This window comes from Salinicoccus sp. Bachu38 (assembly GCF_038561955.2).
GTDB lineage: Bacteria > Bacillota > Bacilli > Staphylococcales > Salinicoccaceae > Salinicoccus > Salinicoccus bachuensis.
The window spans coordinates 181,603-204,636 of record NZ_CP138333.2 but is presented as its reverse complement, the minus strand read 5'-3'; the positions used below and the strand labels follow the sequence as shown (position 1 = coordinate 204,636).

Sequence of the window (23,034 nt, the reverse complement as noted above, 5' to 3'; positions counted from 1 at the left end):
CCTACCTGCGCTTTCTGAAACCGCGGTATTCTCTTTGGTTTGCTTGTGCTTCCAACTGTTTCATGGTTTCAAGTGCAACACCGATGACAATCAGAAGACTCGTACCTCCAATTTGAATCGCTTGCGGCAGATCCATGAACTTCGTAATAAGAAGTGGCAGGATGGAAATCCCGGCCAGGAAGAGCGAACCTACAAATACGAGTCTGTAGAGTACAGATGTAATGTAGTCCTGTGTGTTCCTGCCCGGACGGATGCCAGGCACGTAACTTCCCTGCTTCTTAAGGTTGTCTGCCATCTTTTCAGGATTGACCTGTACAAATGAATAGAAGTACGTAAATGCAATGATCAGGGCAACATAAAAGATCATTCCTATCCAGTCGGACGGATCAGCGAATCTTGCGACTGTCTGAGCCCAATTGGCATCAGGGAAGAACAACGTCAGCGTCTGCGGCAGCATGAAAAATGCCATCGCAAAGATGACTGGAATTACCCCTGCCGGATTGACTTTGAGCGGCAGGAATGTCGATTGTGGTGCCAATTGCGATGATGTTCTCTGACGCTTGGCATATTGTACTGGAATTTTACGGACAGCCTGCAGTATGAATACAGCAAATGCTGTAATCAATATAAGCATGATGAAAAGGCCGACCATCTGCAGCACTGCCATCGTCGTATCATCCGCACCGACAAATTTCTGCTGGTAGAGTTGAATGATTGCACTGGGCAGCACGCTGAGTATACCTGCAAAGATGATGATTGAGATACCATTGCCGACACCATATGTCGTAATCTGTTCTCCCAGCCACATCAGGAAAGCTGTGCCTGTTGTGAGTACAAGTGCAATAAGCAGATATGAGCCAATATTGCTATTGTCCAAAAGCATACCTTCGAACATCCGGTTGAAAGCAAAAGACATCCCCAACGATTGTATGAACGCAAGTACGATGGTGAAATAGCGTGTGAACTGACTGAGCTTGCGTCTTCCTACTTCCCCCTGCTTTGCCCATTCAGCAAACTTGGGTACGACATCCATCTGTAGGAGCTGAACCACGATTGATGCTGTAATGTAGGGCATGATGCCCATGGCAAGAATGGAGAAGTTCATCAGTGCGCCACCACCGAAGGTGTTCATAAGATCCAGCACGCCCTGTTGGCCTGCTCCCATATCGAACACACTCGGATCCACACCTGGAACCGGTATATATGTGCCGATTTTGAAAATCACGAGCATTGCCAAAGTAAAAAGAATTTTACTTCGGATTTCTTTAATTCTAAAGAAATTGGATAACGTGCCGAGCATTAGATCACCTCGTAGCTTCCGCCCTGTTCCTCAATTGCTTTAGCAGCTGAACCAGAAAACTTATGAGCTTTGATTGTTAATTTCTTCTCAAGAGTACCATTGCCCAGTACTTTGATGCCAGATTTTGTGTTCTTAACAATACCATTTTCTTTCAGCATTTCAGGTGTAACTTCAGTACCATCTTCGAAGCGATTCAAATCGCTCAGGTTAAGCACTGCATATTCTTTACGGTTAATGTTCGTAAATCCACGTTTTGGAATACGACGGAACAGTGGAAGTTGTCCACCTTCGAAAGTCGGTCCCACTCCACCACCGGAACGTGAATTTTGACCATTATGACCACGTGCAGATGTCTTACCATTACCAGAAGACATACCACGACCTACACGATTGCGATTTTTACGCGCACCTTCTACTGGTTTCATCTCATGTAATTTCATCTTTGCACCTCCTATATCATAATATCATTATTTTTCTTCTACTGAAACTAAGTGGCTGACTTTCTCAACCTGACCTCTGAGCTGAGGTGTATCTTCAAGCTCGACTGACTGCTGGAGCTTTCTGAGTCCGAGGGAAGCAACTGTTCTTCTCTGCGTCTCAGATCTCCCGATCAAACTTTTTTTGAGGGTGATTTTAACTTTAGCCATGTCTGTAAATCCCTCCTTAATTTTGTAGCTCTTCAACTGATTTGCCGCGCAATTTAGCAACTTCTTCTGCGCTTTTTAGTTCAGTAAGGCCTGTCATTGTTGCACGAACAACATTGATAGGAGTGTTTGCACCAAGAGACTTGCTCAGGATGTCGGAAACTCCTGCAAGTTCCAATACGGCACGGACCGGTCCACCAGCGATAACTCCTGTACCAGGGGCTGCTGGTTTCATGAATACTCTGCCGGAGCTGAAACGTCCAATGATTTCGTGTGGAATAGTACCGTCTACGAGTGGTACTTCAATAAGGTCTTTCTTAGCAGCTTCGATTGCTTTTTTGATTGCTTCAGGTACCTCTTGGGCTTTACCTGTACCAAAGCCTACACGTCCTTTTTTGTCTCCTACTACAACAAGTGCAGAGAAACGGAAACGACGTCCACCTTTTACAACTTTAGCGATACGGTTGATTGTAACAACGCGCTCTTCGAATTCCTGTACTTTCTCTTCTCTACGAGCCATAAATGTTATTCCCTCCTTCGATTAGAATTGCAGACCGTTTTCGCGTGCAGCTTCTGCGAGTGCTTTCACACGTCCGTGGTATAGATAGCCACCGCGGTCGAATACTACGCTTTCAATACCTTTATCTTTAGCACGTTCAGCTATCAGTGTGCCTACTTCAGCAGCTGCCTCTACATTGGATCCGACTTCGTTTTTGAAATCAGCATCTTGTGTAGAAGCACTTGCCAATGTCGTCTGTTGGATGTCATCAATCACTTGAGCATAGATATGCTTGTTAGAGCGATAGACGTTTAGACGTGGTCTTTCTGATGTGCCAGAAAGTCTGCTGCGCACGCGCTGATGTCTTTTCTGACGCACTTTGTTTTTATCAATCTTAGCGATCATTGAGTTCACTCCTCACTTTAATTAATTATTTACCAGTTTTTCCTTCTTTACGGCGTACTTGTTCGCCTTTGTAACGGATACCTTTTCCTTTGTAAGGTTCAGGTGGACGTACGGCACGGATTTTGGAAGCAAGCGCTCCAACACTTTCCTTGTTAATGCCTTCAACTTTTACGTTCGTGTTGCCATCCACTGAGATGGAAAGGTCCTCTGAAGGTTCGAATTCAACCGGGTGAGAAAGCCCAACATTGAGTACCAATTTTTTACCTTGCATCTGCGCACGATAACCGACACCAACAAGCTCAAGGTCTCTGGAGAACCCTTGGGATACTCCGACAACCATGTTGTTGATCAATGCACGTGTTGTACCATGGTTTGTGCGATGATTTTTGGAATCACTTGGCCTTACAACCTGAAGCGTATTGTCTTCCAATTCATAAGTCATTTCTTCGTTAAACGTGTTTACCAGTTCACCTTTAGGTCCTTTGACTGTAACTGTGGATCCATTAATATCAACTGTAACATCACTTGGTATTTCAATAATACGTTTACCTACACGGCTCATTTGTTTGCACCTCCTGTTAATTCATTACCAAACGTATGCGAGAACTTCCCCGCCGATATTTCTTTTGCGTGCTTCTCTGTCAGTAAGCACACCTTCAGATGTAGAGATCAGTGCAATACCTAGACCATTAAGGACCTTCGGCAGCTCTTCTCTTCGTGCGTATACTCTAAGACCAGGCTTGGAGATACGTTTCAATCCAGTGATGACTCTTTCGTTCTTGCTACCATATTTAAGGAATACACGGATGACGCCTTGCTTGTCGTCTTCGATATATTCTACATTTTTAACAAAACCTTCTGATTTGAGAATCTCTGCAATTTCCTTTTTGATATTGGATGCAGGAATCTCCAGTGTTTCATGCCTCACGATATTCGCATTTCTGATACGCGTCAGCATATCTGCAATTGGATCTGAGATTGTCATTACTAATTGCCTCCTTTCAATTTATGGCGATTACCAGCTTGCTTTTTTGACGCCAGGGATCTGACCTTTGTAAGCAAGTTCACGGAAACATATACGGCAGAGCTTGAATTTGCGAATGACTGAATGTGGTCTTCCGCAACGTTCGCAGCGTGTATATTCTCTAACTTTGAATTTTTGTTTCTTTTGCTGTTTAGCAATCATTGATTTTTTAGCCACAATTTCGCCTCCTTATAGCTTACTTTTGAAATGGCATTCCGAACTGAGTGAGTAGCTCACGAGCTTCTTCGTCCGTGTTCGCTGTTGTTACAACAACAATATCCATACCTCTTACCTTGGATACTTTGTCATAGTCGATTTCAGGGAAGATGAGCTGCTCTTTTACACCGAGTGTGTAGTTGCCGCGTCCATCAAACGCCTTCTTGGAAATACCTCTGAAGTCTCTTACGCGTGGGAGGGATACTGAAACCAGTTTGTCCAGGAAATCGTACATTCTTTCCCCACGAAGAGTAACTTTGGCTCCAATCGGCATACCTTCACGAAGTCTGAATGTCGCGATAGATTTCTTAGCTTTTGTAATTACCGGCTTCTGACCTGTAATTGCTTCTAATTCTTCTACTGCAGTATCAAGAACTTTAGCGTTTTGAACTGCATCACCAACACCCATGTTTACTACGATCTTTTCGATCCTAGGCACTTCCATGACGGAAGAGTAGTTGAATTTTTTAACAAGTTCATTTTTGATTTCTTCATTGTATCTTTCTTTTAAACGTGCCACTGTATGGACCTCCTTCCATTGCTAATTAATTTTTTTCGTATTTTACAGTCGGGATTTCTTTTCCTGATTTTACAGCAACTCTCACTTTAGTTCCGTCTTCTTTAACTTCATGACGGATACGAGTGCGTTCTCCTGATTCAGGGTCAACGTGCATTACGTTGGATACGTGGATAGCCGCCTCTGTTTCGAGGATGCCGCCTTCAGGGTTCATCTGTGAAGGTTTGAGATGTTTCTTCATCATGTTGACACCTTCAACGACTACGCGGTCTTTGGCAGGGATTGCTTTGAGCACAGTACCCTCTTTACCTTTATCTTTACCGCTGATTACAACGACTTTGTCTCCAGATCTTACGTGCATGGGAATCGCACCTCCTTGTTTAAATGTGGATTAAAGTACTTCTGGTGCAAGTGAAACGATCTTCATGAAGTTGCCTTCACGGAGTTCACGTGCTACTGGACCAAAGATACGAGTACCTCTTGGGCCTTTATCATCACGGATGATTACGCATGCGTTCTCATCAAATCTGATGTATGAACCATCTTCACGGCGTACACCGGATTTAGTTCTAACTATAACAGCTCTTACTACTTCACCTTTTTTAACAACGCCACCAGGTGTTGCATTTTTTACGGTTGCAACAATGACATCGCCAATATTTGCTGTCTTGCGGCCTGTTCCACCCAAGACTTTGATAGTCAGCACTTCACGTGCACCTGAGTTATCTGCCACTTTTAAGCGGGATTCCTGTTGGATCATGCGAATAGACCTCCTTTATCTTCAATTGTTTAGATGATAACTGATTCTTCAACAATTTCCACGAGGCGGAAACGTTTGGTTGCAGACAATGGACGTGTTTCTTCGATTCTTACAACGTCGCCCATCTTTGCAGTATTGTTTTCATCATGCGCTTTGTATTTTTTAGAGTATTTGACACGTTTGCCAATGATCGGGTGTCTCTTCTGTGTTTCGACAACCACTGTAATCGTCTTATCCATCTTGTCGGATACTACGCGACCCTGGTAAACTTTACGTTCGTTTTTACCTTCCACTATGTGAGCCTCCCTCTGATATTATTGGTTTGCTTTTGCTTCGCTGAGCTCTCTCTCGCGGATAGTTGTTTTCATTCTTGCGATAGTTTTTCTAACCTCTTTGATACGAGCAGTGTTCTCTAGCTGACCAGTAGCTAGCTGAAAGCGTAGATTGAAGAGTTCTTCCTTCAGTTCTTTGACGTTGTTTTCAATTTCAGATGTTGTCAGATCACGGATTTCATTAGCTTTCATTCGTATCACCACCTAATTCTTCACGTTTAACGATTTTAGTCTTTACTGGAAGTTTGTGGCTCGCAAGACGAAGCGCTTCTCTAGCAACCTCTTCTGAGACACCTGAAACTTCAAACATTACACGGCCAGGTTTTACTACAGCCATCCAGCCTTCTACAGCACCTTTACCTGAACCCATACGTACTTCCAATGGTTTTTTAGTATATGGTGTGTGCGGGAAAATGTTGATCCAAACTTTACCGCCACGTTTCATATAACGTGTCATGGCGATACGCGCTGCTTCAATCTGTCTGGATGTAACCCAAGCAGTTGTTGTCGCCTGCAGGCCATATTCACCAAAACTTACTTCAGTTCCGCCTTTAGCGCGTCCCTTGGTATCCGGACGGTGTTGACGACGGTATTTTACTCTTTTAGGTAATAGCATTGTTAATTTCCTCCTTTACTTTTTGTCATTCTTGACAGGAAGAACTTCTCCACGGTAGATCCATACTTTAACACCGAGTTTACCGTATGTTGTATCTGCTTCTTCATGTGCATAGTCTATGTCTGCACGAAGAGTATGCAGTGGAACTGTTCCTTCGCTGTATCCTTCAGAACGTGCGATATCTGCGCCACCGAGACGGCCTGAAACTTGAGTTTTAATACCTTTGGCTCCAGCTCTCATCGCTCTTTGAAGTACTTGTTTTTGTGCTCTACGGAAAGATACACGGTTTTCAAGTTGACGTGCGATATTTTCAGCAACGAGCTTAGCATCCATGTCGACTTTTTTGACTTCTACGACATTGATGTGGATTTTTTTACCTGTCAGGTTTGTCAGGGCAGTACGGAGCTTGTCGATTTCGCTACCGCCTTTACCAATTACCATACCTGGTTTGCCAGTGTGAAGCGCAATGTTCACACGGTTGGCCGCGCGCTCTATTTCCACTTTTGAAACAGCTGCGTCTTTAAGATTATTTTCGATATATTCACGAACTTTAAGGTCTTCGTGCAGCAGGTCTGCAAAGTCTTTCTCTGCGTACCATTTCGCCTCCCAATCACGGATGATGCCTGTACGAAGCCCAATAGGATTTATCTTCTGACCCAAATTAATTCCCTCCTTGTGGTTTTATGCGTTCTCTTCTACTTTTGTTTCTTCAGTTTCCTGAACCTCTTCTTCTGCTGGTTCTGAAACTACAATAGTAATATGGCTTGTACGTTTGTTGATCTTTGTCGCACGGCCTTGTGCACGTGGACGGAAACGTTTCAATGTCGGGCCTTCGTTAGCATACGCTTCAGAGATATATAGGCTGTCGATATCCATGTCATAGTTATGTTCAGCATTGGCTACAGCTGATTTGATCAACTTTTCAACTACTGGCGAAGTTCTTTTATTCGTAAGTTTAAGAATTGCGATCGCTTCTCCGACTTCTTTACCGCGAATGAGGTCAAGAACCATTCTCGCTTTACGAGGAGCAATTCTAACTGTTTTTGCGACTGCTTTCGCTTGCATCTTTCGTTCCTCCTTTATTCCGTCTTATCCCTTATCTTCTTGTTTTCTTGTCGTCGTTTCCGTGGCCTTTGAACGTTCTTGTTGGAGCAAATTCTCCAAGTTTATGACCGACCATATCTTCTGTAACATAGACCGGTACATGCTTGCGTCCATCATATACAGCGATTGTATGACCGATGAAATTAGGGAAGATTGTGGAACGACGTGACCAGGTTTTGATTACACTTTTTTTGTTATCTTCGTTGAGTTTTTCTACCTTCTTCATGAGGTGATCGTCAACAAAAGGTCCTTTTTTAAGACTGCGAGCCATTTTGGCGCCTCCTTCCAATAATGCGTGCGGATATACTATCCGCACACTTTGGTTTCATTTATTTCTTCTTCTTGCGTCCTCTTACGATGAGTTTATCAGAACGGTTCTTACCTCTACGTGTCTTCTTGCCGAGGGTTGGTTTGCCCCAAGGAGACATTGGTGATGGACGTCCGATTGGCGCACGGCCTTCACCACCACCGTGTGGGTGATCGTTAGGGTTCATGACAGAACCACGAACTGTAGGGCGCTGCCTCTTCCATCTGGAACGGCCTGCTTTACCGATATTGATGAGTTCGTGCTGTTCGTTGCCAACTGCTCCGATAGTTGCACGGCAAGTTGCAAGGATCATGCGCACTTCGCCAGAACGCAGTCTGACAAGTACATATTTGCCTTCCTTACCGAGTACCTGCGCACGCGCACCTGCTGATCTTACCAGCTGGCCGCCTCTGCCTGGTTTCAATTCGATATTATGGATTGTTGTACCTACAGGGATATCAGTAAGTGCCATAGCGTTACCCACTTTGATATCCGCCTCTGGACCACTCATGATTTCATGTCCTACTGTTACACCTTTAGGTGCAAGGATGTAGCTTTTCACTCCGTCTTCATAAACAACAAGAGCGATGTTTGCTGAACGGTTTGGATCATATTCAATCTGCGTCACGCGAGCAGGCACACCATCTTTGATGCGCTTGAAGTCGATGACCCTGTATTGACGCTTATGTCCGCCACCTTTATGACGAACAGTTATCCTGCCCTGGTTGTTACGTCCCGCTTTTTTCGGAAGCGGCTGTAATAATGACCGTTCTGGTGTCGTTGATGTGATTTCTGAGAAGTCGGAACCAGTCATATTACGACGAGCGTTTGTGGTCGGCTTATATTTTTTAATCGCCATCTCGTTTTACCTCCTTATTGGTAAGTGCTCATTAGAATATTTCGATAGAGCCTTCTTTAAGTGTTACGATTGCTTTTCTTCTTTTTCTAGTATAGCCGCTGTAACGTCCCATACGTTTTTTCTTCGGCTTATAATTCATTATGTTCACTTTGTCGACTTTTACGTCAAAGATCTCTTCAACTGCATATTTAACTTGTGTTTTACTTGCTTTTACATCCACATCAAAAGTGTATTTATCAATGGACATCAAGTCAGCAGAACGCTCAGTGATTACCGGGCGTTTAATGATATCGCGTGCATCCATTACAGAAGCACCTCCTCTGCTTTATTGATTGCGCCTTCAGTGAAAATAACACGGTTTGCAGAAAGGATATCAAGTACGTTGAGCTCTGCCAGCGTCAGCACTGTGACACCTTGCAGGTTACGGGATGAAAGTTCAACGTTTACATCTTCGTTCTCGAGTACGAGAAGTACCTTTTTGTCCGCATTCAGATTTTCAAGGATTGCCAGGAAATCTTTTGTCTTCGGAGTGTCGAGCGCCAGGTTGTCCACGACCGTCAACGCTTCTTCGTTGACTTTTGCGGAGAGCGCTGAGCGAAGAGCCAGACGGCGCATTTTTCTAGGCATTTTGTAGGAGTAGCTTCTTGGCGTAGGGCCGAATACCACTCCACCTCCACGATAGTGAGGTGCACGGATTGTACCTTGACGTGCATTACCTGTCCCTTTTTGTCTGAATGGTTTCTTACCACCACCGCTGACTGCGGAACGGTTCTTGACTGAGTGGGTGCCACGGCGCAGTGACGCGCGTTGCAGGTTCACAGCTTCAAACAGCACATGCTGGTTTGGCTCGATGCCAAATATATCCTGGTTAAGTTCTATAGAATTAACTTTGCTTCCTTCTTTAGTTAATACATCTACGCTTGCCATGTGTTAAATCCTCCCTTCCTAAATTGCTATTATTTAACACTTTTTTTAATTGCTGATGCGATTTTTACATATCCTTTGCGTGGGCCAGGCACGTTTCCTTTTACAAGGATGACGTTGCGTTCTGCATCCACTTTTACGATCTCAAGATTCTGCAATGTGACAGTTTCTCCGCCCATGCGTCCTGGCAATGCTTTGCCTTTGAATACGCGGGATGGGTCGGCACCCTGCCCCATTGAACCAGGTCTTCTGTGGTAACGGGAACCGTGGGACATAGGTCCGCGGCTCTGGTTGTGACGCTTGATCGCACCCTGGAAACCTTTACCTTTGGATGTTGCCGTCACGTCTACCAAGTCTCCTGACTCAAATGTATCTACAGTGACTTCTTGACCGACTTCGAATTCATCTGCTGCGAGATTTTTGAATTCGCGTACGAAGCGCTTAGGAGCTTTGCCGGATGCCTTGGCATGGCCGGTTTCAGCCTTGTTTGCATATTTGTTTGTTCTTGCACCTTCAAAGAACTCACGCTTGTCGTCGAAACCGATTTGTACTGCACTGTATCCATCAGTTTCTTCCGTCTTCTTCTGCAGCACTACGTTGCCCGCTGCTTCTACTACTGTTACAGGGATAAGCTCGCCGTTTTCTCCGAAAACTTGAGTCATTCCCACTTTTTTACCTAAGATTCCTTTGGTCATCGAAAGTCGCACCTCCTACTATAATTTATAATTTGATTTCGATGTCCACACCAGATGGCAGGTTGAGTCCCATGAGGGCATCTACCGTTTTCGGTGTAGGGTTTACAATGTCGATAAGACGTTTGTGCGTACGCTGTTCAAATTGCTCACGGGAATCCTTGTACTTGTGTACCGCGCGGATTATCGTGTAAACAGTCTTCTCAGTTGGAAGTGGGATCGGGCCGGAAACATCCGCACCAGAACGCTTTGCTGTTTCAACAATCTTCTCTGCTGATTGATCCAATACTCTGTGATCGTACGCTTTCAAACGAATACGAATTTTTTGTTTTGCCATTATTTAACCTCCTTTTGGTCGTCATCATTGATTGATAGACTTCTCCACGAAAATTCTCTTGCACGCTGCCATGGCAAAGCGGCCGGGCGTGTCAGTAACCTCTCGCTTCATCGATTCAAAAACGTGCACCCCTGTATGTAAGGCGGTGTGTTTTTTTAACATGGACGGCAGACCATCCATTTCAGTCCAACGTTAGATATATTACACGAAAAAAGTGAAAAAATCAATAGATTACCCAAGATTTTTTCACTTTTTCCGCAGGACTTGCAATACGCTGTCCTATTATACAGTTTTCAGTTACAATTTACAAGATGTTTTTTATTCCGTCATGAAGATGAAATACAATATGAAGATTACAAAGAGTGCGTACATTATTGGATGGATCTCTTTTCTTCTGCCTGCCATGATCATTGTAATCGGATAGAATACGAAGCCGATTGCAATTCCTGTCGCAATACTGTAGGTCAGCGGCATCATGAACATGGTCAGGAAGGCGGGAACCGCCACTTCGAACTGGTCCCACCTCACTTTGGACAGATTGGATACCATCAGGGCCCCGACAATGATCAGTGCGGGAGCCGTCACCTCGGAGGTGAAGGTCACGATGAGCGGTGACAGGAAGATGGCCGAGAGGAACAGCACACCTGTTACGACACTTGCAAATCCTGTCCTGGCACCTGCTGCGACACCGGCAGTGGATTCCACGTACGAGGTGGTGGTCGAAGTACCAAAAATCGCTCCTGCTATGGTCGCAATGGAATCGGAAAGCAGTGCCCGTCCACCTCTTGGCAATTTATTGTCCTTGATCAGATTCGCCTGGCTGGCGACGCCCACAAGTGTCCCGGCTGTATCGAAGAAGTCGACGAACAGGAATGTCAATACAACGATCAGGAACTGTATATTGAATATTTCGGCTGGATCCGAGAAGGCCTCGAAGGCTGCCCCGAATGTCGGCTCCATGCTCGGCACCGATCCGAAGAAACTTTCCGGCCGTGGCACCAGGCCAAACAGCAGACCGAGGATTGCAGTAATGATCATCCCGAAGAAAATCGCACCCGGGACTTTTCTTGCCATCAGTATGGCTGTGATGAAAAGTCCTCCTACAGCGAGCAGCACCTTCGGATCATGAAGGACACCCAGGCCGACAAGGGTCGCATCATTTGTGACGATGATACCGGCGCCCTGAAGCCCGACGAAAGTGATGAAGAAGCCGATGCCTGCACTGACTGCCATCTTCATTTCCATCGGTATGGAATTGATGACGTATTCCCTCAGGCCGCTGATGGTCAAAAGGGCGAATATCACTCCCGAGAACAGCACTCCGGTCAGCGCCGTCTGCCATGGAATGCCCATTGTCAAGACAACTGTGAATGCAAAGAATGCATTCAGCCCCATCCCGGGGGCGAGGGCGATGGGATATCTGGCATATATCCCCATGATCAGACAGCCAATAAAAGCTGCGAGGGCAGTCGCAACAAATATGGCATTCATATCCATCCGCATTGATTCAGGTATGCCTTCGATACCCTGGAGTGATAGAACAGAAGGATTGACAGCGAGTATGTATGCCATGGACAGGAAAGTCGTCAATCCTCCAATTATTTCGCGTCGATAATTGGTACCGTGTTCCTCAAAGCCAAAAAACTTTTTCATAACCTACTCCATTCCTTGATTGAATTATTCAAAGCTATATAATCTTGAGCTATATAATCTTGATGATTTCCTTATCTTCACCGCCCAGAAAGCCGACAAGCATCCGGCGGGTGAGTGGAAGCCACATTTCAATGAGTTTGCCCAATCCGACAATGATGATTGCGGTCCCGATGAACACCGGGCCACCCAATAGATAACCGACAACAGCGGCACCAAGCTCCATGATATTCCTTGCCATGGAAATTTTCAATCCGAACTTTTCGACAAGCAGCAGCATCAGGGTATCCCGTGGACCGGCTCCAAGATTCGGCGTTATGTAGAACGCTACCCCGAATGCCATGACAAACAAACCGACCGTAAAGATGATGATATGCTGCGTCCACCCTTCAAACTCAGGGATGAGCCAGTTGAAGATATCAATAAAAACTCCGACCGCCACCATGTTGATGTAGACGCCCAGTTTTGGCAGACGCCGTGTAATGACAGCAGTGAATAGAACGATCGTGGCTCCGGCAATGATTGCCCAGCTTCCTATTGTCAGACCGAAAGTCTGCCACAGTCCATAATGCAGCACGTCCCATGAACCCAGTCCGAGAAGCCGCCCTTTTATTGTCAATGATATCCCAAGAGCCAGAATCACCAGCCCCACGATATAAAACAGCCAACGCTTTGCCAGATTTGTTATCACATGGCACCCCCCCTCACCTCTTATTATTTAAACCAGTTTACGCTTCTGTGAAGAAAAACGCAATATTGTTTGCCAATACACCTTCAACGTTTGAAATGATACATGGAAGGGAAAGTTTGAAGTAATCGATTTGAAAATAGGAGGATTCGGAATGGAGAACAGATACAAGCTCGCAAGCGCCCTGCTGTCTGCATCACTCGTAATGGCTGCGTGCGGCGGTGCCGATGAAAACCCTGATTCAGCAGATGTGGACGAAGTGGTGGAGGAGAACGAAGAGTTTACATCAACCGAGGAGTCTGCTGAAGAGTCAACAGAAGAATCTACTGAAGAATCCACCGAGGAGTCCAGTGAACAATCTTCAGGCGGCACCGGTGATACAATTGCACCCGAAGACATCAATCACGATGCCGAAGAAGCTGTAAATGCTGCCTCAGAAAACTTCGATGGAGAGCTTGTGGAGGTCGAACTCGATGATGAGGATGGCCAATGGATATACAAGGTCGACATGGAAAGTGAATCTGAAGAATACGAAGCGAAATTGTCGGTGGACGACCTGTCCATAGTAGATGAACAGACGGAAAGTGACGATGATTTCGACACGGACGAACACTTCAGCTATGGCGATGCAGTGCCTGCAGAAGAAGCAGTGCAGACTGCCATGGACGAGACCAATGGTGAACTGGAAGGCTGGACCCTGGCCAGGGATGACGATCAGCTGGAATATGAAGTGGACATGAAAAATGGTGATAATGGAGATGCAGATGTGACCATCAATGCCGAAAACGGCGAGATAGTGGAAACGGACGACTGATGGGAAAAGGCGTAACCAATAATAATATGGTTACGCCTTTTCTTATGCTTCCACCAGCTGGATGAACTGGTCCATTTTTTCCTGATTGACGTGATCCTTGATCCGATACCCCTCATAAAAGTATTCCAGGTATTCCCCGCCCAATACCCTCTCAATATCAAGTGTCATGGCAGCGAGGTCAAAATACCGGTCCCTTATTCCAATTCCTATCATATCCACACTGCCTGTAATGTAATTTTCGTTCACTATCACATTGGAGAGTTTAAAATCGCCGTGGCTGAAAACCAGGTCCGTATGGACATCATCTTCAGAATAGACGAACGGACATTCCTTGATCTCCTGCTTATGCAGGTAGCTCAAATATCTTCCAATCTGTTTCAGCGTGGAAACGATGAATTCTGGCACCTGTGCCTGCAGGAAATTCTCAGCATCCATGCCTGGAAGGGCCAGATAGAACATATAGGCGCCGGCTTCTTCATATAATGTCACCGGCTTCGGCACGCCATTGATCTTATTCAACTCCATCCACAGCAGCCGTTTGTATTCCCGCCGCGTCCGCCTTACATCATCAATGTAGGATTTTGCAATCAGCGGCTCCTGCGGCTGATACATATTGGGCGGATCCTCTCCTCCGTATGTAAGCAAATGCACCCGGGCCTCCGAATCCCCTTCAAGCGGTGCCCAATCGTAGTACTCTTCGTATATTTCAAAAGTATGCATCCAATGTCCCTCCATTCCCTTCCATTCTACTTCAATCATCCTTAAAATGTCATTAGTGATTCCCCTAATATCGATTGCATTATGATATGATACTACTATAATTCAAGGTGGTGAAAGTAATGGATCTGGAATACAGACTTAAGGAACTCAAAAATGAGTATGTACGCATTCAGGGTGATCTTGAAAAACTCGAATCCACTGGTAACCGCACATCAAAAATGGAAGATCGCCTTACTCAGATAGAAACAGAAATTGCACAGACAAAAAAGGAAATCAGGAATCAGAAATAACCAATAGGAAGTGCCCGCAATGAAAAAAATGATCTTATTCATTATGATCATACAATTTCTCATATATTTCGGCTTCAGCATGATCATACCGGTCATACCGGAACTTGTAACCGAGCTCGGCGTGTCCACCCTGCACATGGGAGGATTGCTTGCCGTATATTCCGTTGCCAGTTTTGCTGCCGCCCCCTATTTCGGCAGGTTGAGCGACCGCCATGGCCGTCGCCCGATCCTGCTGTACGGATTGCTCGCTTTCAGCTTCAGCTTCCTCCTGTTCGGCCTGTTCATCGATGTACTATGGGTGCTCTACCTGACCCGCATTGTCGGAGGGGCTGCCTCAGGGGCGCTCTACACAGCAACGACAAGCATGGTGGCGGACCTGACGACACGCGAGGAACGGACACGGTTCATGGGACTGATTGGCATGTCCATTGGACTCGGGTTCATTTTCGGGCCGGGTGTGGGCGGGCTGCTCGCCCAGATCAGCCTGAGCTTCGCCTACTACATGACGACCATCGTCATTGCAGGTGCACTGATATTCAGCATGTTCAAGATTGAGGAAACATACCGCCCAGGGATGAGCGCAGGAAAAGATATCACTTTGCCGAGCGAGTACTTCCTAAAACCTGTCGGCATCCTTCTGGTATGCACATTCTTCGTCATGCTGACAATGAGTGGCATGGAGAGCACTTTCCAGCTGCTCGGCATCGAGAGGATCGACATCACTCCTGCACAGATGGGTGTCCTCTTTGTAATCGGTGGAATTTTCAATGCTGCGGTGCAGGGCGGCTTCATCGGCCGTCTCAAGGATGGGCAGGAATACCCGGTGATGATTGCCGGGCAGATCATGACACTGGTCGCCTTCGTCCTCCTGCCCTTCATGTCCAGCCTGTTATTTGCCGGAGTGTGTATCGTCCTGCTTATGACGGGAAATGCCCTCGTCAAGACGCTGCTCACTTCCCAGATCACTAAAGAAGCGCATCAGGACGAGATGGGACGCATGACCGCTGCTACATATTCCCTGGATAGCCTTGGAAGAATATTCGGTCCAATCGTCTTCAACATGCTATTCATCCTTACTGCGGGACTGCCATTCTGGTTCGGTGCGGTAACGACTGTATTATCCACATACTTCATTTTCCAATACTTCAGGAAAAGGAGGACTCTCGCATGATTCTGACCGTCCTTATGCTGCTCATATATCTCGTCATCAGTGCAATCACCATATTGCTGCTTAGAAACAGGATTCTCGATATACTGCGTGTCATCGCGGGCATCGCGTTCATGCTTATGATGACCCTGATCTCCCTTGATGCGCCCAACCCCGATGGTCTGCTGATTTTTTCACTTGCGATATGCCTGTTCATATCAGTTGAAATTACCGGCTACAAGGAAGCCAAAGGGGATCACGCACGTCTGTTCATGATACATGTATTTACCCTCATGATTTCTGCCGTGCTCATCATCATGCTGCTGACACTGTAATAGGAAGAGAGGTGGACCCATGAGACGGGTCATACTTATTCTGCTCATACTGATGCAAATCATGTTTTTTATAAACTATATAATTAATGATGGGATCATCTTCTTCAACATTTATGTATGGGCACTGCTTAATCTCATCTCCCTCCTGGCAGGGTGGAAGGCGGCCAAATCGGAGCCTAACCTGTATGAAAACCGCAATATCCACTTTGCCCTGTCTGTGACACTGCTGATCATGTCGGTCATGTCCTTGATTTTCATACTGTTGATCGTTCTGACCCGGCCCTATTTCCTATAGACAGGCGCACAAATAAAGCCAGCTTCCATGTGGAAGCTGGCTTTATTGTATGGACGCATCATTCTGCCGTCTCTTCTTCATATATGTTCATGCCATACCATTTTTCGGATATTTCAGCCAGTGTACCATCGCTCCTCAAATCAGCAAGTACTTCATTGATATCTGAGATCAACTCCTGATTCTCCGGCGTATCCTTGAATGGCAGGGCGACAGGCTGGACCCCGAAAGGTTCCCCTGCTATTTCGAGCGCTATATCACGGTCATTGATCATTGCCAGCAACTGTTCCCGTCCATAAAGATATGCATCAATCTTCCCGGCAATCACATCATTATAGACCACCTCGTTATTCTCATAGTCGATGATCTCGCCCCCATGGTCCGGGTATTCTTCATTCAGTACATTCTGGAAGTTGGTACCCAGTATCGTACCGACTTCGGCCCCTTCCAGATCATCGATGGACTGGATGGTTTCATTACCCTGCGCCACTGCCACCGCCGCCTTCGAATTATAATAGGGGTCAGAGAAGGTATACTTTTCAGCCCTTTCAGGAGTCATGGCAAAATTGCTGGCCGTATCCACATTTCCTGTATCAAGATTGGCGAGCACGCCTGTCCAGTCCGTCATCACCCATTCTATCTCATAGCCGAGCGCATCGAATATGGCGTTGTAGATATCTGCGTTGAAGCCCTTCACTTCTCCGTCCTCCTGAAAGGAAAGCGGATATCCATCAGGTGATGAACCGATTTTGATGATGTCGCCCCCTTCCGTCTCTTCCACACTTCCACTTTCTGCTTCATTTCCACATCCTGCAATCAGAAGCAGGACAAATGCCAGCGGCAAAATCCATTTCTTCATAAAAATCCCCCTGTATGTAAGTTGTCATATAGTCATCGACCTATAAAACATAGTTTATTACTATGGATTAATGGATATAAGTCTATCATGGCGGGGCCTCTTTAACAAGATGCTCGCATATAGGAAAGTCAGAGGCTATACATAGAATTTTTCTATAAGAAAAGCGCCGTATCATTTAACGGCGCTCTTTCAAGGCTTTGAGTGTCTGGTTCAGTTTCACTTTCCCCTTCTGGAACATCGGCACACCAACTTCGGCAAGTGTATAGAACGGACGATGGATGACATAGTCGAACTCTCCGACTTTCTCACTCACTTGCGTACCCCATACTTTCTTGAACTGCCATAGGCCAAAATGCGGGGAATCTTCGGGTGGAGAGACGCTGACACCACCAAAGTCGTATGTTCTGGCTCCGTTATCCCGTGCATACTTCATCATTTCATACTGCATATGATGATTCGGCAAGTATTCACGGTACTGGTCTGAAGAGGCTCCGTAGAGATAGTATGCCTTATGTCCGGCCTGGGCAAGCAGGGCACCCGAAAGGATGACGCCTTCAGGATGTCTTTTACTGATTTCTTCAATCTCCTGCTGCTGTTTCCCGAGTTTTTCTTTCCGGTTGCTGAGATCTTTGATCTGGTTTTCCTTCTTGCTGCCATCTTTCTTCTTCATGGCTTTTTCCAGATCCCTCTCCACCTTCTCCATATCCACTTCCAGCGAAGCCGCGACTTCTGTGGGCATCAGTTTCACCAGAAACAGTTCCATATGTCCATTATCGTGCAGATTGTCATAAAGGGATTCGAAATAGGTGATATCACGGGTAAGGAAGCCATCCCGCTGCCCGGTCTCCTTCATGAGTGTGACGAATGTCTTCAGGTCCTCACGTTCCGCCCTGTAGACCCTCGTGCCCCGACGGATGGCATTGCGCACCTTTGTCCGGTTGTTCCTTTCAAAGCTCTGCAGCAGGGCCTTGTCGTCCTTGTCGATTGAGGCGACCATCGTCTGTCTGGGCTGTATATTATCCTTGCTCATGCCGTCTTTTAGGCCACGATGTCTGAAACCGATCGATTCAAGGAATTCTATCGTATCCCGATGCGTTTCAAGCGGGAGGTCCGGGTCTATCTTTATCGCATAGGCCTTTTCGTCCCTGGCTATGTTCAACGCCTCCTTCAGCATAAATTCCACCAGAAGCGGATCATGGTAGTCGCAGACAAAGCCTCTTGATATATAGCACAGCGTATGATTGAGTTTCGGCACCTTCTTGAACAGCAGAAGGGCGACACCGAGCGTTTCCCCCGCTTCATTGCCCACAGCAAAGCGCCTGGAGTACCATCCGGTCAGATGCTTCGACTGTGCCCAGTCAGTCAACTGCAGCAGGTCTCCATGAGGATGGCTTTCTACAAACTGATCATGTTCGTCTTCTGTCAGGTTCAACAATTTAAGCATAACGGTCTCCATTCAAATAAAATCTGATATAATATTCCATGAAAGGTGGTCCTATCATGAGACAAGCTATTCTAATCTTTCTTCTGATCATCAATATCATCAGCATGTTCCAACTGGGTCAATATGATAGTGGGGACCTCATCGCACTGATGAGCGTCAGAATCATCCTTGGCGTGATCACTATCATGCTGAGCATTGCGTATATACTTGTAAGAGGCACAAAATCAATTGCCATCCTCAGCATCATCACAGCCCTTTCAGCGCTTCTGCACCTTGGGCTCATCGTCTATATAAACTTATAGACGGCACCTTTGTAGATCGCCGATTCCCCATCCATCCCCACTTCCAGGGTGATGGATGGTTTTTCGTTTTCTGCGATGGTGATTGTAGTATGCGCATCGACCTCGCCTTTCCAGACACCGATGACGTCAAAGAAGGCATCCCATACCTTCTCATTTTTTACTTTGTGATGAATATTTATTTCCGGGGAAATAAAATCCCCCCTCAAGTTTCTGATCCGGTCCGAACGTGCCGCTTCCGCTTCCTCCCATTGGATGAAGAAGGGCAGGGTCTCCTCATCATCCAGGATATAAAGCAGTTTCCAACGTATGGTCTCTCCATTGGTCGTGCGTTCCATATCCATCGGTCCGACAGTCCTGAAGCCTTTTGCCCTGTACCGGTCGGCGAGTTGATGTATCTCTTCAGTGGCAAGCGCGCAACGGATGAACCCTTCTTCGTACTGCACCTGGTCAATCGTCTTGGCAAATGAATCCTCCGCCTCTTCCAGATGGCGCCTGAATCTTTCTTCATCATCGATGGCCAGGTACTCCACATATCTCTGGTCGAAATAGGACAACAGGTTCGCAGTGCCCAGATGTTCATGCTTTCCACCGGAATGGATCGGAAGCACACCTTCCGCCTCGACTGAATCCAGCCGGTTGACAAAATGTATGATGTGATCGAATTTCACCATGCTGTTCACCTCTTTTCAACTATATCATATTACCATTAAATCATACCAAATACTAAAAAATACAGCCTGTCCATATGGACAGGCTGAAGCTCTATGCCTTGATGACACCGGATGTATCATGCTGTTCCAGGCGTTCTTTCTCCTTCTTGCGCTCTTCTTTTGTGACGATGCGCTTGTGCGTTTCGTTATCGAAGAAGTGGCCCTTGTTCATATCGAATGCGAACTTCACGATATCCCCCGGCTCGAGCTCATTGCGTGCGTCAACACGGGAGATGAATTCCTGCCCTTCGAGGTCGGAGTACAGCATGATCTCAGAACCGAGGAGCTCACTTACTTTGACTTCCGCATTGAAAGCAGAGGCGAGTTCGGATTCGACAAAGACCGCTTCCTCCCTGACATCCTCCGGCCGAATGCCGAACTTGATCGGCTTGTTGTCATAGCCTTCATTTACAAGCATACGCCGCTTGAATTCGGGAATTCTGATCGTGGATTCCCCGATCACAAGCTCTCCATTTCTGATTTCTGCATCAAATACATTCATGGCCGGCGAGCCGATGAACTGGGCGACGAATACATTCTCCGGAAAATCATAGACTTCCTTCGGAGAACCGACCTGCATGATGTCCCCCTTGTCGAGTATCACGATGCGTGAGGCCATCGTCAGTGCTTCCGTCTGGTCGTGTGTTACATATACCGTTGTCGTTTTCAGACGCTTGTGCAGCTTGGTGATTTCAGCCCGCATCTGCACCCTCAGCTTCGCATCCAGGTTGGATAGCGGCTCATCCATCAGAAAGACGCTCGCCTCCCTTACAATCGCGCGGCCCAATGCCACACGTTGCCTCTGGCCACCGGACAGTGCCTTCGGCTTGCGGTCCAGATAGTCTGTCAGACCAAGAATATCCGCTGCATGTTCCACACGCTGCTTGATTTCGGATTTCGGCGTCTTTCTCAGCTTGAGGCCGAATGCCATGTTGTCGTACACGCTCATATGCGGATACAGAGCATAGTTCTGGAAGACCATCGCAATATCCCTGTTCTTCGGTTCCACATCGTTCATCTTCTTATCATTGATATACAGTTCGCCATCAGTGATTTCCTCCAGGCCGGCAATCATCCGCAAAGTCGTCGATTTCCCACACCCGGAAGGGCCGACCAGCACGATGAATTCGCCGTCATGGATTTCAAGATTAAAATCATCCACGACCGTGGGACCTTTTTCATATGTCTTTTTTATATTCTTCAGCTTTAACTCAGCCATGAAACCACTCCTTTAAGCCCACCACATATCAGTCGGCGTTTCTCTTATTATAACACCCTGCAAGTTTCTGACGGCAGTCTGGAAGCCTTCCTCGATCGACATCAGACCATCTTCGTGTTCGATGGATACGACATAGTCATAGTCGTAGGTTCTCAGTGCACTCATCATGTTCGCCCATTCGTCCACGCTGTGGCCCAATCCGACACTTCTGAATGTCCAGCTCCGCTCCCTGATGTTGCCGTATGGATTCATATCAAGGTAGCCGTGCATATTCAGATTGTCCTGGTCGATGTATGTGTCCTTCGCGTGGAAGTGATGGAGCGCGTCTTCACGCCCCAATATCTTGATTGCTGCGACAGGGTCGATGCCCTGCCACCACATATGGCTCGGATCCAGATTCGCGCCGATATATTCATTCGTCGACTTCCTCAGTTCAAGCATCGTATGCGGGGAATGGACGAGAAAGCCGCCATGGAGTTCCAGTCCGACCTTCACATCATATTCTTCAGCAAGTTCTGCAATCTCCCGCCAATATGGAATCAGCCTATGCTCCCATTGCCACTCCTTTATTTCCGAATACTCCTCCGGCCACGGGGTCACCGGCCAGTTGACTGACGTATCCGTCTCATTTCCTGCAGGTGTGCCACTGAATGTGTTGACTACAGGAACGTCCATCATGTTTGCCAATTTGATCGACTTGCGCAGTATCTCATCCGATTCCCTGCGGAACACTTCATCCGGAGAGATTGGATTCCCATGGCAGCTGAAGGCACTGATGATCAGGCCCCGTGATGTGAATTTCTCCAAGTATGCCTCTCTTGCCGCCTCGGATCCAAGCAATTCGTCGACATTGCAATGCTTGTCTCCAGGGTAGCCGCCGGTACCGATTTCCACCGCATCCAGTCCGGATGCTTTGATATAATCGAGCATTTCTTCAAGTTCCATGTTCTGGAACAGCGGATTGAATACTCCCAGTTTCATCTGTTTGCCTCCTAAAGTCTGATGCTCCTCTGTTCTTTCGAACTCAGATATATTGCTTCGATAATTTTGGATACTTCTTTCGCCTCTACTGACTTCACCGTCAGCGGGGTATTGTATTTGATTGCTGAAATGAAATTTTCCGCCTGAAGCCTGCTGTAGGGCTCATCCACTTTTATATAGTCGATGCGCATCGTCGTCATCAGGTCCTCATCGGCCTGGTTCACCTTCATATCGAATACATCGAGGCCCGCCTTGGCACCTGAAATGCTGATATGGTTCTCATCTTCAGGAATGTTCGCAGCCCAGCTCGTTTCAAAGAGCATCGATGCACCATTGTTGAAGCGGATGAAGGCACTGACATGGTCTTCCACTTCAAAGGCATCCCTGTTGAAGTGGCCCCATTCGTTGACCGTATTCGTACGGCTCAGCTGATTATAGGTCGCGCTGGATACTTCCACCGGTTTGACATCACCCATGAGGTACATCGCCAGATCGAGGAGATGGCATCCATAGTCGATCAGTGCGCCGCCGCCCTGGAGCTCCTGGTTGGTGAAGACGCCCCAACCCGGCACCTTCCTGCGCCTGAGCCCCTTCACACGGACCACCAGCGGGTTCCCGATGGTACCGCGTTCGATAATTTTCTTGGCTGCAATGGCCTCCTTCATGAAGCGGTAATGATAGGCGATATGCAGCTTTACACCATTGCGCTCCTCCGCTTCAATCATCGCATTGCACTCCTCTGTCGTCATGGCCATCGGCTTTTCGCAAAGGACATGCTTGCCATTGTTCATGGCATCGATGCTGATCGACGCATGATATTTATTCGGCGTAGAGACGACAACCGCATCCACATATGGATACATGTCCTCAACTGTGGAGCACACTTCGGGGATGTTGAGTTCATTCGCCACTTTCATCGCCCGTTCCTGATTGACATCCTGGACTGCTGTAATCTCCACCTCGTCGAATGTTCTGAATGTAGGAATATGACGTCCGGTCGCTATTCCTCCAACACCAATGAAACCCAGTCTGATTTTAGACATTTGC

At 46.8% G+C, this 23,034-nt stretch carries 37 protein-coding genes; 6 read left to right on the top strand and 31 right to left on the bottom strand.

Annotation, left to right across the window (positions count from 1 at the left end):
- Position 1 precedes the first annotated feature (1 nt).
- The 24 genes from secY to RQP18_RS00930 form a co-directional block, all read right to left on the bottom strand.
- Positions 2 to 1,300 (bottom strand): preprotein translocase subunit SecY, encoded by a 1,299-nt coding sequence (secY, locus tag RQP18_RS01045; protein ID WP_342388329.1) that lies wholly within the window; start codon positions 1,298 to 1,300, stop codon positions 2 to 4.
- Positions 1,300 to 1,740 carry a 50S ribosomal protein L15 gene (rplO, locus tag RQP18_RS01040; RefSeq protein WP_342388328.1) on the bottom strand — a complete coding sequence of 147 codons (441 nt, stop codon included), beginning with the start codon at positions 1,738 to 1,740 and terminating at the stop codon, positions 1,300 to 1,302. The genes secY and rplO overlap by 1 nt, the downstream gene beginning before the upstream one ends.
- A gap of 27 nt (positions 1,741 to 1,767) precedes the next feature.
- Complete coding sequence (rpmD, locus tag RQP18_RS01035; protein ID WP_031547068.1) at positions 1,768 to 1,947, bottom strand: 50S ribosomal protein L30; 180 nt, start codon at positions 1,945 to 1,947, stop codon at positions 1,768 to 1,770.
- Positions 1,948 to 1,963: 16 nt separating this feature from the next.
- On the bottom strand, positions 1,964 to 2,464 hold the full coding sequence (gene rpsE, locus RQP18_RS01030; RefSeq protein ID WP_031547067.1) for a 30S ribosomal protein S5: 501 nt from the start codon (positions 2,462 to 2,464) through the stop codon (positions 1,964 to 1,966).
- A 21-nt stretch (positions 2,465 to 2,485) separates the two neighbouring features.
- The gene (gene rplR, locus RQP18_RS01025) at positions 2,486 to 2,848 is read right to left on the bottom strand and encodes a 50S ribosomal protein L18 (protein ID WP_342388327.1); all 363 of its coding nucleotides are present in this window, start codon (positions 2,846 to 2,848) and stop codon (positions 2,486 to 2,488) included.
- Between the two features lie 25 nt (positions 2,849 to 2,873).
- On the bottom strand, positions 2,874 to 3,410 hold the full coding sequence (rplF, locus tag RQP18_RS01020; RefSeq protein WP_342388326.1) for a 50S ribosomal protein L6: 537 nt from the start codon (positions 3,408 to 3,410) through the stop codon (positions 2,874 to 2,876).
- Positions 3,411 to 3,434: 24 nt separating this feature from the next.
- Entirely contained in the window at positions 3,435 to 3,833 is a 399-nt protein-coding gene (gene rpsH / locus RQP18_RS01015; RefSeq protein WP_031547063.1) for a 30S ribosomal protein S8, read from the bottom strand.
- Positions 3,834 to 3,863: 30 nt separating this feature from the next.
- Complete coding sequence (locus tag RQP18_RS01010) at positions 3,864 to 4,049, bottom strand: type Z 30S ribosomal protein S14 (RefSeq protein ID WP_084184968.1); 186 nt, start codon at positions 4,047 to 4,049, stop codon at positions 3,864 to 3,866.
- A 19-nt stretch (positions 4,050 to 4,068) separates the two neighbouring features.
- Complete coding sequence (gene rplE, locus RQP18_RS01005; RefSeq protein ID WP_342388325.1) at positions 4,069 to 4,608, bottom strand: 50S ribosomal protein L5; 540 nt, start codon at positions 4,606 to 4,608, stop codon at positions 4,069 to 4,071.
- Between the two features lie 25 nt (positions 4,609 to 4,633).
- The gene (rplX, locus tag RQP18_RS01000) at positions 4,634 to 4,966 is read right to left on the bottom strand and encodes a 50S ribosomal protein L24 (protein ID WP_342388324.1); all 333 of its coding nucleotides are present in this window, start codon (positions 4,964 to 4,966) and stop codon (positions 4,634 to 4,636) included.
- Between the two features lie 30 nt (positions 4,967 to 4,996).
- Entirely contained in the window at positions 4,997 to 5,365 is a 369-nt protein-coding gene (gene rplN / locus RQP18_RS00995) for a 50S ribosomal protein L14 (RefSeq protein WP_031547056.1), read from the bottom strand.
- A 29-nt stretch (positions 5,366 to 5,394) separates the two neighbouring features.
- Entirely contained in the window at positions 5,395 to 5,658 is a 264-nt protein-coding gene (rpsQ, locus tag RQP18_RS00990) for a 30S ribosomal protein S17 (protein ID WP_342388323.1), read from the bottom strand.
- 21 nt (positions 5,659 to 5,679) lie between these two features.
- Positions 5,680 to 5,889, bottom strand: coding sequence for a 50S ribosomal protein L29 (gene rpmC, locus RQP18_RS00985; protein WP_031547052.1), 210 nt, complete (start codon positions 5,887 to 5,889; stop codon positions 5,680 to 5,682).
- The gene (rplP, locus tag RQP18_RS00980; RefSeq protein ID WP_342388322.1) at positions 5,879 to 6,313 is read right to left on the bottom strand and encodes a 50S ribosomal protein L16; all 435 of its coding nucleotides are present in this window, start codon (positions 6,311 to 6,313) and stop codon (positions 5,879 to 5,881) included. Before rplP ends, rpmC begins: the two co-directional genes overlap by 11 nt.
- Positions 6,314 to 6,328: 15 nt before the next feature.
- The gene (gene rpsC / locus RQP18_RS00975; RefSeq protein ID WP_031547049.1) at positions 6,329 to 6,973 is read right to left on the bottom strand and encodes a 30S ribosomal protein S3; all 645 of its coding nucleotides are present in this window, start codon (positions 6,971 to 6,973) and stop codon (positions 6,329 to 6,331) included.
- A 21-nt stretch (positions 6,974 to 6,994) separates the two neighbouring features.
- A complete protein-coding gene (gene rplV / locus RQP18_RS00970) occupies positions 6,995 to 7,378 on the bottom strand; it encodes a 50S ribosomal protein L22 (protein ID WP_031547048.1) in 384 nt (127 codons plus the stop codon).
- 31 nt (positions 7,379 to 7,409) lie between these two features.
- On the bottom strand, positions 7,410 to 7,688 hold the full coding sequence (gene rpsS, locus RQP18_RS00965; RefSeq protein WP_031547047.1) for a 30S ribosomal protein S19: 279 nt from the start codon (positions 7,686 to 7,688) through the stop codon (positions 7,410 to 7,412).
- A gap of 58 nt (positions 7,689 to 7,746) precedes the next feature.
- Positions 7,747 to 8,583: a 50S ribosomal protein L2 gene (gene rplB / locus RQP18_RS00960; RefSeq protein ID WP_342388321.1), complete on the bottom strand. Its 837-nt coding sequence runs from the start codon at positions 8,581 to 8,583 to the stop codon at positions 7,747 to 7,749.
- Positions 8,584 to 8,614: 31 nt separating this feature from the next.
- On the bottom strand, positions 8,615 to 8,887 hold the full coding sequence (gene rplW, locus RQP18_RS00955; protein WP_342388320.1) for a 50S ribosomal protein L23: 273 nt from the start codon (positions 8,885 to 8,887) through the stop codon (positions 8,615 to 8,617).
- The gene (gene rplD / locus RQP18_RS00950; protein ID WP_342388319.1) at positions 8,887 to 9,510 is read right to left on the bottom strand and encodes a 50S ribosomal protein L4; all 624 of its coding nucleotides are present in this window, start codon (positions 9,508 to 9,510) and stop codon (positions 8,887 to 8,889) included. The genes rplW and rplD overlap by 1 nt, the downstream gene beginning before the upstream one ends.
- A 29-nt stretch (positions 9,511 to 9,539) precedes the next feature.
- Entirely contained in the window at positions 9,540 to 10,202 is a 663-nt protein-coding gene (gene rplC, locus RQP18_RS00945) for a 50S ribosomal protein L3 (RefSeq protein WP_342388318.1), read from the bottom strand.
- Between the two features lie 25 nt (positions 10,203 to 10,227).
- Positions 10,228 to 10,536: a 30S ribosomal protein S10 gene (rpsJ, locus tag RQP18_RS00940; protein ID WP_031547042.1), complete on the bottom strand. Its 309-nt coding sequence runs from the start codon at positions 10,534 to 10,536 to the stop codon at positions 10,228 to 10,230.
- 318 nt (positions 10,537 to 10,854) lie between these two features.
- Positions 10,855 to 12,189, bottom strand: coding sequence for an NCS2 family permease (locus RQP18_RS00935; protein ID WP_342388317.1), 1,335 nt, complete (start codon positions 12,187 to 12,189; stop codon positions 10,855 to 10,857).
- A gap of 49 nt (positions 12,190 to 12,238) precedes the next feature.
- Positions 12,239 to 12,877 (bottom strand): YczE/YyaS/YitT family protein, encoded by a 639-nt coding sequence (locus RQP18_RS00930; RefSeq protein ID WP_342388316.1) that lies wholly within the window; start codon positions 12,875 to 12,877, stop codon positions 12,239 to 12,241.
- Between the two features lie 151 nt (positions 12,878 to 13,028).
- Between RQP18_RS00930 and RQP18_RS00925 the strand changes: the two genes are divergently transcribed.
- The gene (locus tag RQP18_RS00925; RefSeq protein WP_342388315.1) at positions 13,029 to 13,688 is read left to right on the top strand and encodes a PepSY domain-containing protein; all 660 of its coding nucleotides are present in this window, start codon (positions 13,029 to 13,031) and stop codon (positions 13,686 to 13,688) included.
- Positions 13,689 to 13,730: 42 nt separating this feature from the next.
- Here the strand turns inward: RQP18_RS00925 and RQP18_RS00920 are convergent, their stop codons facing one another.
- Positions 13,731 to 14,408, bottom strand: a complete 678-nt coding sequence (locus RQP18_RS00920; protein ID WP_342388314.1) for a phosphotransferase — start codon at positions 14,406 to 14,408, stop codon at positions 13,731 to 13,733.
- 119 nt (positions 14,409 to 14,527) lie between these two features.
- Here RQP18_RS00920 and RQP18_RS00915 point away from each other — a divergent pair, with 119 nt between their 5' ends.
- The 4 genes from RQP18_RS00915 to RQP18_RS00900 are packed head-to-tail and all read left to right on the top strand — an operon-like array spanning position 14,528 to position 16,475.
- Positions 14,528 to 14,698: an SE1832 family protein gene (locus RQP18_RS00915; RefSeq protein WP_169738741.1), complete on the top strand. Its 171-nt coding sequence runs from the start codon at positions 14,528 to 14,530 to the stop codon at positions 14,696 to 14,698.
- Positions 14,699 to 14,717: 19 nt separating this feature from the next.
- Positions 14,718 to 15,869 (top strand): MFS transporter, encoded by a 1,152-nt coding sequence (locus tag RQP18_RS00910; protein WP_342388313.1) that lies wholly within the window; start codon positions 14,718 to 14,720, stop codon positions 15,867 to 15,869.
- Positions 15,866 to 16,180, top strand: a complete 315-nt coding sequence (gene mspA, locus RQP18_RS00905) for a membrane stabilizing protein MspA (protein ID WP_342388312.1) — start codon at positions 15,866 to 15,868, stop codon at positions 16,178 to 16,180. The genes RQP18_RS00910 and mspA overlap by 4 nt, the downstream gene beginning before the upstream one ends.
- Before the next feature lie 19 nt (positions 16,181 to 16,199).
- Entirely contained in the window at positions 16,200 to 16,475 is a 276-nt protein-coding gene (locus tag RQP18_RS00900; protein WP_342388311.1) for a hypothetical protein, read from the top strand.
- 58 nt (positions 16,476 to 16,533) lie between these two features.
- Here the strand turns inward: RQP18_RS00900 and RQP18_RS00895 are convergent, their stop codons facing one another.
- Complete coding sequence (locus tag RQP18_RS00895) at positions 16,534 to 17,331, bottom strand: transporter substrate-binding domain-containing protein (RefSeq protein ID WP_342388310.1); 798 nt, start codon at positions 17,329 to 17,331, stop codon at positions 16,534 to 16,536.
- A gap of 175 nt (positions 17,332 to 17,506) precedes the next feature.
- Positions 17,507 to 18,775, bottom strand: a complete 1,269-nt coding sequence (locus RQP18_RS00890) for a lipid II:glycine glycyltransferase FemX (protein ID WP_342388309.1) — start codon at positions 18,773 to 18,775, stop codon at positions 17,507 to 17,509.
- Positions 18,776 to 18,831: 56 nt separating this feature from the next.
- Between RQP18_RS00890 and RQP18_RS00885 the strand changes: the two genes are divergently transcribed.
- Entirely contained in the window at positions 18,832 to 19,077 is a 246-nt protein-coding gene (locus RQP18_RS00885; protein WP_342388308.1) for a hypothetical protein, read from the top strand.
- Here RQP18_RS00885 and RQP18_RS00880 read toward each other — a convergent pair.
- The 4 genes from RQP18_RS00880 to RQP18_RS00865 all read right to left on the bottom strand — a co-directional run bounded on the left by RQP18_RS00880 (position 19,062) and on the right by RQP18_RS00865 (position 23,030).
- Positions 19,062 to 19,748 carry a VOC family protein gene (locus RQP18_RS00880; protein ID WP_342388307.1) on the bottom strand — a complete coding sequence of 229 codons (687 nt, stop codon included), beginning with the start codon at positions 19,746 to 19,748 and terminating at the stop codon, positions 19,062 to 19,064. The two genes, RQP18_RS00885 and RQP18_RS00880, sit on opposite strands and share 16 nt — an antisense overlap.
- A gap of 91 nt (positions 19,749 to 19,839) precedes the next feature.
- Positions 19,840 to 21,006: an ABC transporter ATP-binding protein gene (locus RQP18_RS00875; RefSeq protein ID WP_342388306.1), complete on the bottom strand. Its 1,167-nt coding sequence runs from the start codon at positions 21,004 to 21,006 to the stop codon at positions 19,840 to 19,842.
- A gap of 12 nt (positions 21,007 to 21,018) precedes the next feature.
- Positions 21,019 to 21,987 (bottom strand): sugar phosphate isomerase/epimerase family protein, encoded by a 969-nt coding sequence (locus RQP18_RS00870; RefSeq protein ID WP_342388305.1) that lies wholly within the window; start codon positions 21,985 to 21,987, stop codon positions 21,019 to 21,021.
- Between the two features lie 11 nt (positions 21,988 to 21,998).
- Complete coding sequence (locus RQP18_RS00865; protein WP_342388304.1) at positions 21,999 to 23,030, bottom strand: Gfo/Idh/MocA family protein; 1,032 nt, start codon at positions 23,028 to 23,030, stop codon at positions 21,999 to 22,001.
- Positions 23,031 to 23,034: the final 4 nt, after the last annotated feature.